15 protein-coding genes are annotated in these 15891 nt (G+C 41.8%); 2 read left to right on the forward strand and 13 right to left on the reverse strand.

Annotated features, from left to right (window positions below; all coding sequences use genetic code 11):
- Positions 1–217: 217 nt before the first annotated feature.
- Complete coding sequence (locus QR40_RS02895; protein WP_044293204.1) at positions 218–1036, forward strand: polysaccharide deacetylase family protein; 819 nt, start codon at positions 218–220, stop codon at positions 1034–1036.
- A gap of 54 nt (positions 1037–1090) precedes the next feature.
- Here QR40_RS02895 and QR40_RS02900 read toward each other — a convergent pair whose 3' ends face one another.
- Positions 1091–1639, reverse strand: a complete 549-nt coding sequence (locus tag QR40_RS02900) for a CDP-alcohol phosphatidyltransferase family protein (RefSeq protein WP_081998760.1) — start codon at positions 1637–1639, stop codon at positions 1091–1093.
- 35 nt (positions 1640–1674) lie between these two features.
- On the reverse strand, positions 1675–2481 hold the full coding sequence (locus tag QR40_RS02905) for an MBL fold metallo-hydrolase (RefSeq protein WP_027293305.1): 807 nt from the start codon (positions 2479–2481) through the stop codon (positions 1675–1677).
- A gap of 80 nt (positions 2482–2561) precedes the next feature.
- Here QR40_RS02905 and QR40_RS02910 point away from each other — a divergent pair, with 80 nt between their 5' ends.
- Positions 2562–3449, forward strand: coding sequence for a patatin-like phospholipase family protein (locus QR40_RS02910; RefSeq protein WP_044293206.1), 888 nt, complete (start codon positions 2562–2564; stop codon positions 3447–3449).
- Positions 3450–3481: 32 nt separating this feature from the next.
- Here QR40_RS02910 and rsmH read toward each other — a convergent pair whose 3' ends face one another.
- From rsmH to QR40_RS02965, 11 genes are all read right to left on the reverse strand, one after another.
- On the reverse strand, positions 3482–4531 hold the full coding sequence (rsmH, locus tag QR40_RS02915) for a 16S rRNA (cytosine(1402)-N(4))-methyltransferase RsmH (RefSeq protein ID WP_044293207.1): 1050 nt from the start codon (positions 4529–4531) through the stop codon (positions 3482–3484).
- 101 nt (positions 4532–4632) lie between these two features.
- Positions 4633–5622 (reverse strand): diguanylate cyclase domain-containing protein, encoded by a 990-nt coding sequence (locus QR40_RS02920; protein ID WP_044293208.1) that lies wholly within the window; start codon positions 5620–5622, stop codon positions 4633–4635.
- Between the two features lie 136 nt (positions 5623–5758).
- Positions 5759–6196: a hypothetical protein gene (locus tag QR40_RS32965; protein ID WP_044293209.1), complete on the reverse strand. Its 438-nt coding sequence runs from the start codon at positions 6194–6196 to the stop codon at positions 5759–5761.
- A 210-nt stretch (positions 6197–6406) separates the two neighbouring features.
- The gene (locus QR40_RS02930; RefSeq protein ID WP_044293211.1) at positions 6407–6982 is read right to left on the reverse strand and encodes a DUF305 domain-containing protein; all 576 of its coding nucleotides are present in this window, start codon (positions 6980–6982) and stop codon (positions 6407–6409) included.
- Positions 6983–7063: 81 nt separating this feature from the next.
- Positions 7064–8665 carry a tetratricopeptide repeat-containing diguanylate cyclase gene (locus QR40_RS02935; RefSeq protein WP_044293213.1) on the reverse strand — a complete coding sequence of 534 codons (1602 nt, stop codon included), beginning with the start codon at positions 8663–8665 and terminating at the stop codon, positions 7064–7066.
- Positions 8662–10242, reverse strand: coding sequence for a GGDEF domain-containing protein (locus QR40_RS02940; protein WP_044293215.1), 1581 nt, complete (start codon positions 10240–10242; stop codon positions 8662–8664). Before QR40_RS02940 ends, QR40_RS02935 begins: the two co-directional genes overlap by 4 nt.
- Before the next feature lie 14 nt (positions 10243–10256).
- On the reverse strand, positions 10257–11219 hold the full coding sequence (locus tag QR40_RS02945) for an ABC transporter ATP-binding protein (RefSeq protein WP_044293217.1): 963 nt from the start codon (positions 11217–11219) through the stop codon (positions 10257–10259).
- Complete coding sequence (locus tag QR40_RS02950; protein ID WP_044293219.1) at positions 11219–12208, reverse strand: ABC transporter ATP-binding protein; 990 nt, start codon at positions 12206–12208, stop codon at positions 11219–11221. The genes QR40_RS02945 and QR40_RS02950 overlap by 1 nt, the downstream gene beginning before the upstream one ends.
- A complete protein-coding gene (locus tag QR40_RS02955; protein WP_044293221.1) occupies positions 12165–13169 on the reverse strand; it encodes an ABC transporter permease in 1005 nt (334 codons plus the stop codon). Before QR40_RS02955 ends, QR40_RS02950 begins: the two co-directional genes overlap by 44 nt.
- On the reverse strand, positions 13159–14097 hold the full coding sequence (locus tag QR40_RS02960; RefSeq protein WP_242849069.1) for an ABC transporter permease: 939 nt from the start codon (positions 14095–14097) through the stop codon (positions 13159–13161). The genes QR40_RS02955 and QR40_RS02960 overlap by 11 nt, the downstream gene beginning before the upstream one ends.
- Positions 14098–14141: 44 nt before the next feature.
- Positions 14142–15845: a peptide ABC transporter substrate-binding protein gene (locus QR40_RS02965; protein ID WP_044293223.1), complete on the reverse strand. Its 1704-nt coding sequence runs from the start codon at positions 15843–15845 to the stop codon at positions 14142–14144.
- Between the last annotated feature and the right edge of the window lie 46 nt (positions 15846–15891).

A 15891-nucleotide genomic window follows, 5' to 3' on the forward strand; every position in this document is an offset into this window, starting at 1 on the left:
CTTACCTAAGACTATAAATCAACCTTTACTGATAAGAACTTACAAGTTTCCCCGAAACGTTTATTTACAGCTCACTATAAAGAAACATTTTTATGAGTTATTAACGGAAAGAGCAGGGACAGGCATTGACAGGAGCAAAGAAGGCTTTTTATGCAAAACAGTCATGATTCTACTATTTATCCAATATATATAAAATAAATAGAATTTGGGAATGTATATGATTAAGATTAATCACGCACTTTGTAAAAAACTGGCTAAATACGCTTTTCTATTCGTGGCAGCATTTCTGGCCGGCCATTTTGCCGCCAGAATTGTAGACAGTACTGTCAGTACCTCTATTCAGTCGTCAGCTGAAGGCAACTGGGGGCTTAGTTTCCAGGAAGAGGGAAAGCCGCCTGTGGCAAACGCTACTTTTGATGAACTGAAAAAATACGATACTTATTATGCAGAAGATACCACGGAAAAGGTTCTGTATCTGACATTTGATGCAGGGTATGAAAATGGGAATACATCCGCTATTTTAGATGCTCTGAAAAAACATAATGCTCCGGCGACATTTTTTATTGTGGGTAACTTTCTCTCAACAAGCCCTGACCTGGTAAAACGTATGGTAGCAGAAGGCCATACCGTCGGAAATCATACCTATCATCACCCTGACATGTCAAAAATGTCTACCATGGAATCCTTTTCAAAAGAAATACAGGATCTTGAGAAGCTCTATCAGGACACCGTTGGACAGCCGCTCACAAAATTCTACCGTCCGCCACAGGGCAAATACAGTGAAAGTAACCTGAAAATGGCTCAGGAAATGGGATATAAAACATTTTTCTGGAGTCTTGCTTATGTAGACTGGTATCAGGATAAGCAGCCTACAAAGGAAGAAGCCTTCAAAAAACTCCTTGGCAGAATCCATCCCGGTGCCGTTGTCCTCCTTCACAGTACTTCTAAAACAAATGCTGATATTATGGATGAACTTCTTAGCAAATGGGAAGAGATGGGTTATACTTTCAAATCTCTGGATCAATTGGCACAATGATAAACATACACCACTCTCTAATAGCTTTTCTAAGCTCATTAAAAAGTGGTGTTTTTATTTCGTCCATAATAATGCCCATATGCCAGGCATATTTCGATTTAATTTTTCTGTTATTATCTGAATTACCAATTCCTCTAATGCTGAAGCAGCCGCCATTATACACAACAATATCATAACAGCGTTCCACCCCCGCATGACATAAAAAGGTATCCCAAGAAATAATGTCAGCCCGGCTGCTTTATTGGAAAATGTATGTATCGTGGCCCAGGTATTGTATTTAAGATACCCGATAATCAAACTCAGCATACGTATACCCGCAATAGCAAATATGCATATCCATAGCCATTCCGGAATGATCACAGAGGTGAGTATCCGAAAACCTGCCGCTCCAATCATCATTACATCCCCAATACTGTCCATCACTTCTCCTGTCCTGCTGGTCACCTGGTATCTTCTTGCAATCCAGCCGTCAGCCAAATCACTGAATCCACAGATAAAATACACGATCCAAAATGCTGTTCCAAGCGGCTTCATAAAGAAGATCATCCCCAGTGAAAGAAGAATTCGAAGGATTGACAGAACATTAGGTACTAATTTCATCATTCACACCTTTTACCATACCTTTCCTTTCAACTAGATCATAAGGATAATTCTAACCCTGTTCCTACCTCAGTCACATTAAGTGCATCGTTCATCTTCGCCTTCGCCTGAAAGGAAACACAGTGGCAGGGATATAAATTTTCCACTTGATTTTCCTGAAAGCAGCGGATCGTTTTTTCTAACCTCACATCCCGGTCAAATATATGAAATCCACCCAGAATACCCTGAATCCGCTTCTCCTTACATACCTGTTTGCTATACTCGATAATATTGCATATACCGCTGTGTGAACATCCGGTAATCACAAACAGGCCATTCGCTGACTGATACACAAGTGCAGAATCATCCAGAACCTGATCCGGTTCCCATACCCCATTGCTGTTCTGTTCTCCGATTTCGGCCCTTTTTTCAAAATCATTCAGAGACGGTATTTCACCCAGAAAAACCAGATTTTCATTTAACCGGATTGGTTTTTCTGATAAAATCAGACTGCCGCTTTTTTTCATTTCCCCTTCTGAAAAAGGTGCTCCGATGTCTTCTGCACCATCTCGCTTAGGCTTAAAACAATCGGGATGTGCAAGAATCTTAACATCAGGTAATACATACCGCTGCATCAAAAACTTATAGCCTCTGGTATGGTCATTATGCCCATGAGAAAATACAATATGCGTCAATTTACCTAAGTCGATATCCATCGCCCTGGCATTTGTTATCAATACATCCGAATATCCTGTATCGAACAAAATGCATTGATCCCCATCCTCAATGTAATAACTAACCGCAGGCTCGCCTTTATAATATTGATCAATATAAGTATTATTATCAACCAGAACCTTTAATTTCATTTTTCTCCTCTCATCTGACAGTTATATTTTCGTCTTCCCCCTCATACATTATACCACACCATGGTATTGGAGGTTGCTTCATGAAATATGGATTAGCATTGGCCGGAGGCGGCACAAGAGGAGCGGCACATGTAGGCGTGCTGAAAGCTCTGGATGAAGAACACCTTCTTCCTTCTTCCATTGCCGGTACCAGCGCCGGAAGTATCGTCACCGGTCTATTTGCCTCTGGAATGAGTATCCCGGAGATGTGTAAGGTTGTCACCCATCTCTCCCGTCGCGGTTTGTCTTATCTTGATCCGGACTATACGAATATTCTGAAACTTTTTCCTCAAATGATATGCAAAAAAACAGTAACCCTCACGGGGCTGTTAAAGGGAAATAAACTTGCTGAATATCTATGTGAACTTACCCATAATATTTCATTATCAGATGCCCAAATAAAAACAGTAATTCCGGCAGTTGATATTGAAAGTGGAGATACCATCGTTTTTACCAATTTCGCCTGGACTTATCCCCTGGAGCATGTCCATTGGAAACACACAGGTAAACTTGGTGACATCATGATGGCAAGTTCCTCTGTTCCAGCCATCTTTCAGCCTAGAAAACTGGAAAACTATCAGCTGGTAGACGGCGGAGTAACTAATAACCTTCCGGTTGATTTACTGGCGGCAGCCGATGAAAAACGAATTATCGCCGTAGATCTGGGCGATGACTATAAGAAGCCAGCAAATAACTCTATTTTTGAAGTATCCCTGCATTCATTTTCCATTATGAGCAGAGATCTGAAGGATTGTTTATCGCAAAAAGAGCTGTTGCTCCTGAAGCCTTCTCTTCCTGATGAAGCAGGATTATTGACCTTTGAATATATGACAGACTGCATGGAGGCCGGATATCAGTATACAAAAAAAATGATTCCCCGGATCAAAGAAGTACTGTCAGCTCCTGTAAATCCTATAAAAAGACTTTGATATTCTATAGAAAAACCGCAGTCCTATACCGCTTACGCTTTAATTGCCCATCGCATTTTCGTTGAACGGGCTCGGCTGTTTATGTTACACTCTTCCGCTGACGGGCGAATAACTTCTGTTGCAATTTCACTGTAAACACCATCGCGAAACAGTTGTTTAAAGGACTTTTTAACAAGCCTGTCCTCCCCGGAATGGAATGTAAGTATGGCTACCCGTCCGCCTTTTGCGAGTACATCCGGAAGCTTTTCCAAGAATTGATAAAGTACTTCAAATTCGCTGTTCACATCAATTCTCAATGCCTGAAAAGTCCTTTGACAAGATTTCTTAATTGCTTCTTTTCGTTGATCAGCAGGAACAAACTCCAGTGCATCTCCTATAATTTGCTGGAGTTTTGTTGTTGTAGAGATCTCTTTTCCTTTCTTAATCTCAGAAATAATCCCATGAGAAATCTCTTCAGCATAAGGTTCATCTGAATTATCAATCAGCATACCCATCAGTTCTTCCTTGCTAATTGTTCTTAAGCGTTCAGCTGCAGATATTCCTTTTTCCGGATTTAACCTCAGATCTAACGGTCCCTCTTTTTTATAAGAAAATCCTCTGTCCGGATTATCTATCTGCATGGAAGAGACTCCTAAATCCGCCAATACAAAATCAAAAGCTCCCGCTTTCCCGGCAACCTGGTCGATATCCGCAAAATTCAACTGCATAATTGTCAATATATCCGATCCAAATCCCAAACCTTCCAGTCGTTCCCTGGTCTTAACTATTTCTATCGGATCTACATCCAGTGCATACATATGACCCTGGGATTTCAGACATTTCATCATTTCCAGTGTATGTCCCCCATATCCCAGTGTTGCATCCAGCCCGGTCTGACCCGGCTTTATCTGCAGAAAATCCAATATTTCCTTTACACAAATGGAAATATGCATCCCCACGGGGGTACTTCCTTTTTGTATTACCTTTGCCACCGTTTCCGGATATTTTTCCGGTTGAAGTTCTTTATATTTTTCCTTATATGTTTTAGGATGAGTCCCTTTATATCTTACTCGACGTTTATGTTTTTGTTCCTGGTTATCCATTGTATGCCTCTCTTTCATTTATATCAAACGCATCACCTTCTGGTGTATCACTATATTTCATTTTCTTTATAAATAAGATTGTATTTTAATCATTTATTCTGTCATTCGGTCTCATACCAGCAGTAAGTTCCCCTGCCTTCTTCTTTTGCTTTATATAATGCTTTATCCGCATTATGATATGCTTTTGTGAATGACAAATCGCCTTTTCTAACTCTGACAATACCTATGGAACAGCTCTGTTCCAAATCCATCCCGGTAAAGATTATGCCGATCTTTTCAATCAGTTGATCTGCAATCTGAGTTCCTTCATTTCTGCTGTGAACCCCCTTAACAAACAGCATGAACTCATCTCCGCCAATCCTGCCTGCGATATCAGAATCTCCTGCATGTTCCTCGAGAACAGCCGCTGTGCGCTTAATAAGCGCATCCCCCGCCTGATGCCCTTTTTGGTCATTCACTTTTTTAAATTCATCTAAATCAAGCAAAAACAGCAATCCATCTGCCTTCTCTTCCGTCAGCAGACGACTGATATGCTTTTCTGTAAATTTCCGGTTAAAGAGTCCTGTCATCGAATCCAGCTGAATATCTTTTTCCAGCACCGCGCTGCGCCGCATGGCTTCTTCTGCCTGACTCGCAAATGTTTTGGGATAATACTCATCTTCTTGCTGATAAATATAAGGAACTGAATGGTGCAGGCTGTCAATTACTAATCTTCCGTTAATCTCAGCGTGTACAACAGCGGTAATCCTGGTATCCATATTGATAACCACCTGTTTTCCCTCAACATCCGATTCACCGGCTTCAAATTCTCCATATACAATACAGACATCCTCACTGACCAGTTTTGCCTCATACCATTCATTTCTGATGATAAAGTCAATCCCTTCTGCTTCTTTCTGATCCTTTTGCAGACCGTTGATCAAAGATTCCAGCCCATGATAAAACTCGTGTTTCCCCGTTCCAATCACCAGTATATCAGGGGAAAGATATTCAAACATCTTTTCAATCTTCATCTGATCCCCGGAAATATAACTCTCCATCAACTGTTGTATCAATAGACTTGCCCTGCTGCATATATCTTCCTTCCTCATGGATACCTCCGTTTCGCTTGCTTGCATTATTATTATGATAACATATGGATTGTTATGTGTCGACTTCCTTTCCTGATTTTACAAAAAGATACAATTAAAAAAGCTCCACAAAGTGGAGCAGTCAGCCAGATTCAATTTAACGCTCAAACATATATCTTTCTATCTCTTGCGATGTTAATTTTCTTACCTTGGTATCCGGATATTCCCTATAGGCTCCAGCACTGTAAACCGGAGCCATTTTTTCACATATTTTATCTTTATTTTTCCTCAAAAACAAATGCAGACCTTCTATATCTACAAATATTTTATATGATATGCGCCCTTTACTGCTTTTTATTTCATAAACTCCACAGGACTTTTTCATTGTATAATCAGCCGTTCTTAAATATAACTTTGCTATCTCTAAAGATTTGAATGGAAAATTCCACCTTTGCACACCTCTTTTTTCATCATGCTCAATGCAAATGCAGCGTCCGCAAGTTCCACAGATATATTGTGTATGATTTTGCAGGCACTCCATAGGATTCAGTAAAGGAGTTATTCTGTTGTTATCACTGTAACATTCCTTACACATAATTCTATTTTCCTTTCTTCACATTGTACTTTTTATCAGATCATTTTCACTTTTCTCCGATCTCTTTTTGAATTTAGTTTACTATATTTCCAAAAAACTGTCTATCAAAATATTAAGCTTCTTTTGCTGCTATAACAGAATCTTTTAATCTTGCTTTACAAAAAAGATTTTGCCGGATCGTTCTCACTTTCCGGCAAAATCCTTTTTATTTTATCTACAATTTATTTCCAGGCGGAGCAGATTCTGCATTTTCCTGATCCCCTCTTTTTGGGATGTAACGATGGCATCCAATAAGGGTACCAATGAAGAGCAAATAGGGAATTGCAGTGCATTCTCTGACATGTAGACAGCCCCTTTGTGGTGCGGTATCATTTCACGCATAAAATTAGCGTCAATATTATTGTCGGTGGACGCTGCCTTCATCTCATAAAACATATTCTGTATGATGTTATCATTGTTTTGTTTATAACAGCTGAGTTCTTCCGGTTCATTCATACAGCATTGACATTCCGGATATACCGCTTTCATATTTTCAATGCTTTTCTGCTGGGATATGATAATATTCATTGCTATGTTTTGTAATGGAATATTCGTTGTATACCTCAGCAGATTTTCAGACATGGCAATGGCGGCACAGTGATGGGGAATCATCTGGGTTATGAAACTGCCTGAAATGCTCTCCGTAAGTTTCACCCCAGACATCTTCTGAATCATATTTTCTAAAATGCAGTAATATTGATCTACATAAGCTTTTGTATTATTACTTAACTGGCATGTATTGGTCATAATTTCACCCTCCTGCCATTATATGCAGGCTGGTTAAAGTTGATGCCAGATTAATTTCTTCTTAACTTTCCTGCCTTATCATTAATCATTCTTATCAAGTTGGTATTTCTTTCCGGCACAGCCATTTCTTCCATGGGCTTTCACTGTATATAGTGCCTGATCCGCCAGATTCAGCAGTTCATCAGGATCTATTCCGTCGCAGAAAGTCTCATTACAGTATCCGATCGATACCGTCAGGATATCAGAACCCGGATGTTTCTCATGATGAATCTTCTCCTGTTTTAGCCCTTCAGTTACCTGTTCAATATACGCTTTTACTTCCTGATCATCCATATTTACACACAGACAGACGAATTCATCTCCTCCGTAACGGCTGATATAGATTCCTTCCATAACATTATGGGACAAAATCTGGGCTACTTTACGTAAAACCACATCTCCCTGGAAATGACCATAGTAGTCATTATACTGTTTAAAATAATCCACATCCAGCATGATATAACCCAGGGTCTTCAGATTCTCTCTGTGTGTCATCTTAGTTACCAGTTTATTAAACGACCTCCGGTTATACAATCCGGTTAGTTCATCAAGCTGACTGGCATTTTCCAGCGCCTTTCTTTGCTGAATCATATGTTCATGCTCCATCGCTGCCTGATGGATCTGAATCCTTGAAAGCATACTTTGTGAACGCATCTCATCTTCAATCGCTGTAATCTTCCTGACAATTATATAATAATCCTGATATGCCTGTCCCAGCTCATCTTCTTCCTGGTACTGCTGGTAATATTTTATTTTAAGGATCTGAATGCGATACAATAATGACAGCGATACATCATATTCGAATTTCTGTATAATATCCAGCAATTTCTTACAGCGTTCCCTGTCACCAATTTCCAGCATGTTTGCACACATACCTTCTGCCATATCACAGACAAAAAACTGGTCTTCCACATTCAGTAAGTCGTCTCCCATTAATCTGTCAGCTTTCTCAGCACATTTCTCCCGGTCTCCTGTCATAGCATAGTAAGCACACCAGCTGCACCCTAACCGGATACGGCTATACACACTGTCATCACACAGTTTTTCACATTTTACAAGAGCCTGTCTGGCACCGTCAGCATCTCCCAGATGTCCGCATACTTCCGCTAAATTAGTCAGATAACAGACCGCAGCCCCAATATTCTCCTCCTCCAGATTGTGCTCAATGTTCGTATATGCCAATTCAAAATATGTCCTGGCTGTTTCCCAGTCTTCTCTGCAGGCAAAGGAATATCCGATATTATTATACAGCTTTCCTGCCATACTGATATCTCCCAGCTTTTCTGCCAGTTTCTTACCGTCTAAAAAGTAAGACAGCGCCGTCTGGTCATCATTCAGCTTCTGATAATAGAGCCCGGCGCAGTTACACAGCACCAGCATCAAGTCATCAAAACCATAATCTTTGCATAATGTACTTGCCCGCAGGAGAAAAAAACCACAGCTGGAATACTCTCCCAATGCCAGGTGGCAGTCCACTAAATATACATTTGCAAACGCACAGCCATAGGTGTACTGCTCCGCTTCTGACACATCCAGTAACCTTTTACAAAGCTGCCGTTCTTCTTCCAGATCCGTAAATCGAACCTCCAGAATTCTCTCCATCAATTTCGTTTCATAAGAATCTAATTTCTTTTTTCTGCTCATAATAAATCTACTCTTTTTCTGGAATATGTGTTGCGGCCGGAGCGCTTACTCTGATAGAGCGCCTGGTCTGCAAGCTGAAACAATAAATGCATTTCTACCTGCGCTTTGTCTTCACCTGCCGCAAAACCAATAGAAAGGGTCACTTCATTGCTGCAGGGAGACTTTTCATGTGGCAGAGCCTTAGAATGCAGGCTGTCCCTGACACATTTAATAAAATTTTCTATCTCCTCCACCGCTAATCCTTCACAAACACATACAAATTCATCTCCCCCATAGCGGCATGAAGAAATTCCGGTTTGTCTGTTTTCTATAAGGCAGCGGGCAATATCCTGGAGAACGAGATCTCCTTTTAAATGTCCGTAATAATCATTATATTCTTTAAAATAATCTACGTCCAGAATAATAATCCCCATGTTTTGCCGGGCATTTTCACTGGTTCGGTCCCGCATCAAGGATTCTAAATACCTGCGGCTATATACACCCGTTAATTCATCCACATTCACTTCCCGCTCTAAGGTTTCCTGTTCCGACTGCATAATTTCCTTCTGCTGTACCAATTGGTCCAGATGAATCTTTGATTTCATAGCATTTACAATCACATTATTTACCTTCGCCCGAAATCCCTCATTTTTCTCATAAAACCTGTGATATACCTCTGTGTGTTTTGAAACCGGCTCGAACAAAAACTCATAGCGGATCGTTGTTTCCTCAAGAGCCTGCATCTGATCCACTCCAGCTTCAACGCAGTTAACCTGCATAGCCTTTAGAAAATGTTTTGCATAATGGGCATTATTCAAATCCATCATTTTTTGTGTCAGGGTGTGATAAGTCTCGAATGCCGACAGCATGTCTTCATTTATAACTTCCTGGCTCCGGAGTAAAAGGTCTGCATATTCAAATGCTTTTTCATTTTCACCTACCGCAGCATAGTAGAGGCACCAATTCTTATATCCCAGTACCTTCTTCTGCCGGGAATCCGATCCTGTCTGATCATACTCTTCAATAAATTTTCTGGCATCCGCATATTGATTCATAAGTAAAAACACCTCAGACAGATTGCCCAGTATTGAGAGAAAGACCGGGCTTTCCTCTAATACTGACTGCAGCCGATATGCTTTCAAATAATAATTCAGTGCCTGTTCATAACATCGATGACGCTGAAATGCAAATGCCAGGTTGTTCAATACCACACATTCTCCTGCCGCATCATTCAGCCGCTCTGCCACTGTAATTGCTTTCAGGTAATATTCTATGGAGTTTTCTTCATCACCACGCATATCATGATAGATCCCGAACAGACTATATACCCGCAGATGAAGATCGTCCCAGTTATGATTTTCCAGGATCAGACTTTGCGCTCCCTGCAGGCACTTTCCTGCATTCTCTTCATCATAAACCGCAATATAGTAATCCCCCAGGTATGTCAGTGCAAATGCTTTACCATAGGAATCATTACATTTTTCTGACCAGTCCAGAAGTTCCTGGCACAGCCTCTTTTCTTCTTCCAAATCCGTATAACGAATTTCCAAAATTCGGGACATGATCTTTCTCATGCCGTGATTTAAATATTCTGTCATTCAATTGGCCTCTTTTATTGATTTTGTTCTGTATAGTGACAAGCAGCCAGATGGCCGCCGGAAATCTCCTTTAATGCAGGTTTTTCATTCATACAACGTTCCTTTGCCCGCTTACAGCGCCCTGCAAAGGGACACCCTTTGATTGACCCGGCAGCTAAAGACATATCATCTGCCTCCGTGCGCTTGCCGCTTATGATCTGCTCCCGTGAATCTACTGTCAATACCGACTCCAGCAAAAGTCTGGTATAAGGATGCTGCGGGGTTCTATATATTTCTTTTGTTCTTCCAATCTCCATTATGTGTCCCAGATACATAACAGCCACGCGGTCAGATATATAATGTACCATATTCATATCATGAGCAATAAAAACATAAGTTAATCCGATCTCTTTGCCCAAACGTTTCAGCAGATTCATAATCTGGCTCTGAATAGACACATCTAATGCGGCAATCGGTTCATCGCATATCAGCAGCTCAGGCTCCAATGCCAATGCACGTGCAATTCCGATACGCTGTCTCTGTCCGCCGGAAAATTCATTGGGGAAGCGTCCGGCATGAGCTGTCTGCAGCCCCACTGATTCCAGAAGTTCAAAGACCCTGGTTTCTCTCTCTTTTTTCGTTAATCTGTTCTGAATGACCAGGTTTTCAGCAACAATATCTCCCACCGTCATCCGGGGATTCAGGGACGAATATGGATCCTGAAAGACCATCTGAACTTTGTTTGCAAATGCAAGCCGGTGTTTTCTCCGCTTTAAATCAAGTTTTGCTCCATGGAAGTACAGGTTTCCTTCTACCTTTGGATAAACACCCATTATGACTCTGGCAAGTGTAGATTTACCACAGCCTGATTCTCCAACAATACCCAGTGTTTCCCCTTTATTAATCTTCAGATTCACATCCTGCAGCGCCTGAACTCTTCGTTTGTCATTTATCGTAAAGCCCTTGGAGACATGTTCTAACTGAAGTAATGGTTCCATTATGAATATCCTCCTTCTGGGTTATCCCGGTGATAAAGCCAGCAAGATGTCCTGTGTCCATCCTCTATTTCAATTTCAGGCGGATCCGCCAGATGACAAATCTTCATACAAGCTTCACAGCGCGGCGCAAAGGAACACCCTTGCGGCAGCTTGTCAAGATCCGGCGGGGCTCCATTAATTGCACGGAGTTCCTTATCCTTTTCCAGGTTTGGCAAACTCTCAATTAGGCCGCGTGTATAGGGATGTGCCGGTTTTTCAAACAACCTTCCAACATCACTTTCCTCCACAATTTTACCTGCATACATAACCGCAACTTTATCCGCAACATTTGCTACGACGCTCAGATCATGGGTTATCATTAATACAGACGTATGCAGCTCTGTCTGCATTTTTTTCAGTAGAGCCAGAATCTGCATTTGAATGGTGGGATCAAGTGCCGTTGTTGGTTCATCTGCAATCAGCAATACCGGACTGCATGCCAAAGCCATGGCAATCATGGCTCTCTGACGCATTCCTCCTGAATACTGATGTGGATACTGCTCTGCACGCAGGGATGCTTCCGGTATCTGTACCATTTCCAGCAGCCGAACCGCTTCTGACTTACACTCAGCAGACGTTTTTTTTCCATGTCTGCGCAGAGTTTCTGTCACCTGTTTTCCAACCTTCATGGTTGGATTCAGATATGTAAGCGGATCCTGAAAAATCATGCCTGCCAGCTTCCCTCGTATTTCAAGCATCTCTCTCTCAGAAGCAGCAAGAATATCTCTTCCACCAAGCCAGAGCTCTTCTGCTGTCATATCCCCCCCTGATACATCATTGAGTTTTAAAACAGATTTTGCTGTCACACTCTTTCCACATCCGCTTTCTCCTACCAGCGCCAGAATTTCTCCTTTTCTAACCGACAAAGATACCCCCCGTACAGCATCCAGATTCCCATAACGCTGTTTAAATGACACTCTCAGCTCTTTTATTTTCAGCACTTCGTCCATGTGTAATATGTCTCCTTATCTTAGGATCCAGAATATCCTGTAATCTGTCACCCAGAAGATTGAACGCCAGCATAAGCAGACAGATGTATATTCCAGGCACTGCTAACTGCATCGGATATGTCTGAAACACACCGATGCCTTCATTTGCCATGACCCCCAGAGAGGGATAAGGCGGCGCAACTCCCATTCCGAGCATAGATAAAAACGCTTCGGTAAAAATAATCCCAGGTATATCCAGAGTAGCATTAACAATAATAATTCCAAACATATTTGGGAGCAGATGTATAAAAATAATCCGTCCTGCACTGGCTCCCATTATTTTTGCTGCCACCACAAATTCCTGATTTTTCAGCGATAACACCTGACCTCTTACAAGTCTAGCCATACCTGTCCATCCAACAAGGGAATACGCAATAATCAAGGAACCGATTCCTCTTGGCAGAACTGCCATCAAAAGCAGGACAATTACCATATAAGGTATACCGCTGACTACCTCCAGAAGACGCATCATTATATTGTCAGCTGCTCCTCCCATATATCCCGAGATACTGCCGTATGTAACCCCCACAACACAGTCAATCAATGCCACGGCACCTGCCACAGTCAGCGAAATTCTTGCACCATACCAGAGCCTTACGAATATATCACGTCCTAAATGGTCTGTACCAAATATATGAATCAATCCATTGACCGGATCTCTGCTGAAAAATGACTGATTCGCAAAAGCGACATTCTGTGCCGCATAATCAAACGGACTCAGAAAAGGAATCAGTACCGCTCCCAGGATCATTGCCAGAAGGAGAATCAGAAAAAAACCAGTTGACGGGCTGCTCAGGAAAAGCTGAAATGTTTCCTTACCATAGCTTGGTACAGTATGTATGGCATTCTCTTTCTGCTTCGGTTCATTCTTCGCTACCCGCTCAAAATACTCAGCCGGTATCCTGCCATTTTCATCCTTCAATTTCAACACCTCCCAGCCTGATTCTCGGATCTACGAGACTATGAATGACATCTACAACCAAATTACAAAGTACCAGGAAAATACCAAAAAATAAAGTTGTACCCACAATAACCGGATAATCATTTGCCCGAACAGAATCGACAAAATACTTTCCAAGTCCCGGTATTGCAAAAACATTTTCAACCGCAAAAGTTCCAGTAAGCAATACCGCGGTCATGGGACCAAGTACTGTTATTACAGGCATAACAGCATTTCGGAGGCAATGGCTGAAAATAATTTGCTTTTTACTAAGCCCTTTCATTCTTGCTGTCGTAATATAATCCTTTTCCAGTACTTCCAGCATACTGGAACGCATAAGCCGGCTGATAATTGCAATCGTACCAAATGCCAGCGAAAAAGAGGGCAGTAACTTACTGCTTTCTCCTTTCCACCCAATGATGTCGAATACATGCATACCGGTAATCTGATACAGCTTAACCCCAAGAAAATACTGCAGTAGAGCTCCCAAAATAAAAGAAGGGACCGACACACCCAGTAATGCTATGATCATAATTCCGGTATCCCAGGCTTTCCCTCGTTTAACCGCTGCCATGATCCCCAGTAATAAGCCAATCAGAACCGCAAAGATCAGGGAACGGATTCCAAGTTCCAGGGACACCGGAAATGCACCGCCGATAATATCGGTGACCTGTCTGCCGCTTACAAGAGAACTTCCAAGGTCTCCCCTGCATACATTCCCAATATAAATAAAATATTGTTCAAAGACCGGCTTGTCCAGCCCGTACTTTGCCGTAAGGGCGGCCTGGATAGCCGGTCTGATTGCTTTATTTCCCGAGAACGGATTCCCGGGAAGCATATGCATTAATAAAAATGTTATGGTTGTCAATACCAGTACTGTAAAAAAAGCATATATGATCCTTTTTACCACATATTGAGCTTGAAAGCGCAAAATTTTCACCTCTGCTCTCTGCCTTACCGGGCATTAATAGACGCACCGTCACACACGTTGAAATACTGGAACGGCGTACGTACCAGACCCTCCACTTTGTCTGACACTGCATATGTAGTACAGGTAAAATACAGCGGCCCCATCGCCATATCATCTAACAATAACTTCTCTGCCTGAATCATCAGTTCCTGTTTTTTGCCTGCATCACCTTGCTCATCTGCATCTGCCAAAAGCCTGTCATACTCAGGATTGGAGTATTTCCCCATGTTATTGACATTATCACTGGCGAAGTATTCCAAAAATGTTATTGCAGTATTCTCAGTCGGTCCGTTTGCCTCAATGCTTATATTAAAATCTCCATTTTCTTTGGCTTCCTGAAGTGCTTTCCATGCCTGGGCATTAATCGTCACATCAATACCAAGATTTGTCTTCCACTGCTGCTGGATATATGCCGCCTGATTCTGGCTGTAAGACGTATCCACAACATCCAGTGTCAGCTTTATATCTGCGGCTGCTATTTTCAATTCCTCCAGAGCAAGTTCCATATATTTTTTTGCATTTTCCAAATCATATGCGAACAGGCTGCCACGTGCACTGGCATAGCTTTTCTCTCCGGCACCTGCAATCATCTCCGGCACGAGACCATCTGCTGCAACAGACCCGTCTGCAATCACATTATCAAGAAGACTCTGTGTATCAATGGAATAAGCCAGCGCTTTCCGAATATTTTCATTAGCCAGATACTCATTCTCCATATTAAATCCGAGATACCACGTTCCCCCGTCAATATAGGTATGAATTGCTTTTTCATCTTTATCTTTCACCTGTGCAATCTGCTCACTGTAAATATTGCACAGATCAATTTCTCCGGTTGTAAAAGCATTCAGCCGGGTATTCGTATCGCCGATCATAGCCAGCTTGACCTTAGGAATCCTGATATCAGAAGCATTGTAATAATCATCCCACTTTTCCAGCATCATATGGTCATCATGGGTCCATTCCGTCAGCCTGTACGCCCCGTTCGTAACCATCTTATCCGCATCTTTTCCATATTCCGCAGCACCAATTTCTTCATAAGCCTTTTGATTCATCGGAAAATACATGGGCAGTGCTAAAAGGAACAGGCCATCCGTCATAGGATGTGACCATTCAATCTCCAATGTATAATCATCTCTCACCTTAATTCCCAGTTCCGATTCATCTGCCTGCCCATTATAAAAAGCTTCTCCGTTTTTAATATTCTCATATAAAAACGAAGCCATGAATGCACCTGTATCCGGCTTCATCTGGGTTACCCATGCAAAATAAAAATCCTTTGCGGTAACCGGTTCACCATTGGACCACTTTGCATTCTGCTTTAAGTAAATAACATATTTCGTATTATCTGCACTGATGTCCCACTTTTCTGCCAAGTCAGCCACCGGCTCGTCATTTTTATCCAGTCTGGCAATACCAGACATGCAGTGTGACAATATACTCATGGCAACCGCATCACACACAAGGATGGAGTTCATCTCAACAGGTTCTGTGGTAATGTCTAACACGACGGTATCTTCATCCGTGGTGCCTGGGAATGCACCTGCTTTCTTCTGAACTGCATTCTCCTGACCCGTTTGATCTGTATTCACCTGATCTGTTTTGCCTCCGGCACTGGTATTTCCGCAGGACACTAAATTGAACATCACGATTAAAATCATTGCAAATGCCAGTAATTTTTTCTTTCTCATAATTTACTTCCCCTTTTTTCTAATTAATGTAGAATGGAAATTTATG

Source organism: Robinsoniella peoriensis (genome assembly GCF_000797495.1).
Lineage (GTDB): Bacteria > Bacillota > Clostridia > Lachnospirales > Lachnospiraceae > Robinsoniella > Robinsoniella peoriensis.

What these genes read in the sequence shown, in the direction of transcription:
- QR40_RS02895 (WP_044293204.1), top strand. Translation starts at nt 218, where the DNA reads ATGATTAAGATTAATCACGCACTTTGTAAAAAACTGGCTAAATACGCT.
- QR40_RS02900 (WP_081998760.1), bottom strand. Translation starts at nt 1,639, where the DNA reads ATGATGAAATTAGTACCTAATGTTCTGTCAATCCTTCGAATTCTTCTT.
- QR40_RS02905 (WP_027293305.1), bottom strand. Translation starts at nt 2,481, where the DNA reads ATGAAATTAAAGGTTCTGGTTGATAATAATACTTATATTGATCAATAT.
- QR40_RS02910 (WP_044293206.1), top strand. Translation starts at nt 2,562, where the DNA reads ATGAAATATGGATTAGCATTGGCCGGAGGCGGCACAAGAGGAGCGGCA.
- rsmH (WP_044293207.1), bottom strand. Translation starts at nt 4,531, where the DNA reads ATGGATAACCAGGAACAAAAACATAAACGTCGAGTAAGATATAAAGGG.
- QR40_RS02920 (WP_044293208.1), bottom strand. Translation starts at nt 5,622, where the DNA reads ATGAGGAAGGAAGATATATGCAGCAGGGCAAGTCTATTGATACAACAG.
- QR40_RS32965 (WP_044293209.1), bottom strand. Translation starts at nt 6,196, where the DNA reads ATGTGTAAGGAATGTTACAGTGATAACAACAGAATAACTCCTTTACTG.
- QR40_RS02930 (WP_044293211.1), bottom strand. Translation starts at nt 6,982, where the DNA reads ATGACCAATACATGCCAGTTAAGTAATAATACAAAAGCTTATGTAGAT.
- QR40_RS02935 (WP_044293213.1), bottom strand. Translation starts at nt 8,665, where the DNA reads ATGAGCAGAAAAAAGAAATTAGATTCTTATGAAACGAAATTGATGGAG.
- QR40_RS02940 (WP_044293215.1), bottom strand. Translation starts at nt 10,242, where the DNA reads ATGACAGAATATTTAAATCACGGCATGAGAAAGATCATGTCCCGAATT.
- QR40_RS02945 (WP_044293217.1), bottom strand. Translation starts at nt 11,219, where the DNA reads ATGGAACCATTACTTCAGTTAGAACATGTCTCCAAGGGCTTTACGATA.
- QR40_RS02950 (WP_044293219.1), bottom strand. Translation starts at nt 12,208, where the DNA reads ATGGACGAAGTGCTGAAAATAAAAGAGCTGAGAGTGTCATTTAAACAG.
- QR40_RS02965 (WP_044293223.1), bottom strand. Translation starts at nt 15,845, where the DNA reads ATGAGAAAGAAAAAATTACTGGCATTTGCAATGATTTTAATCGTGATG.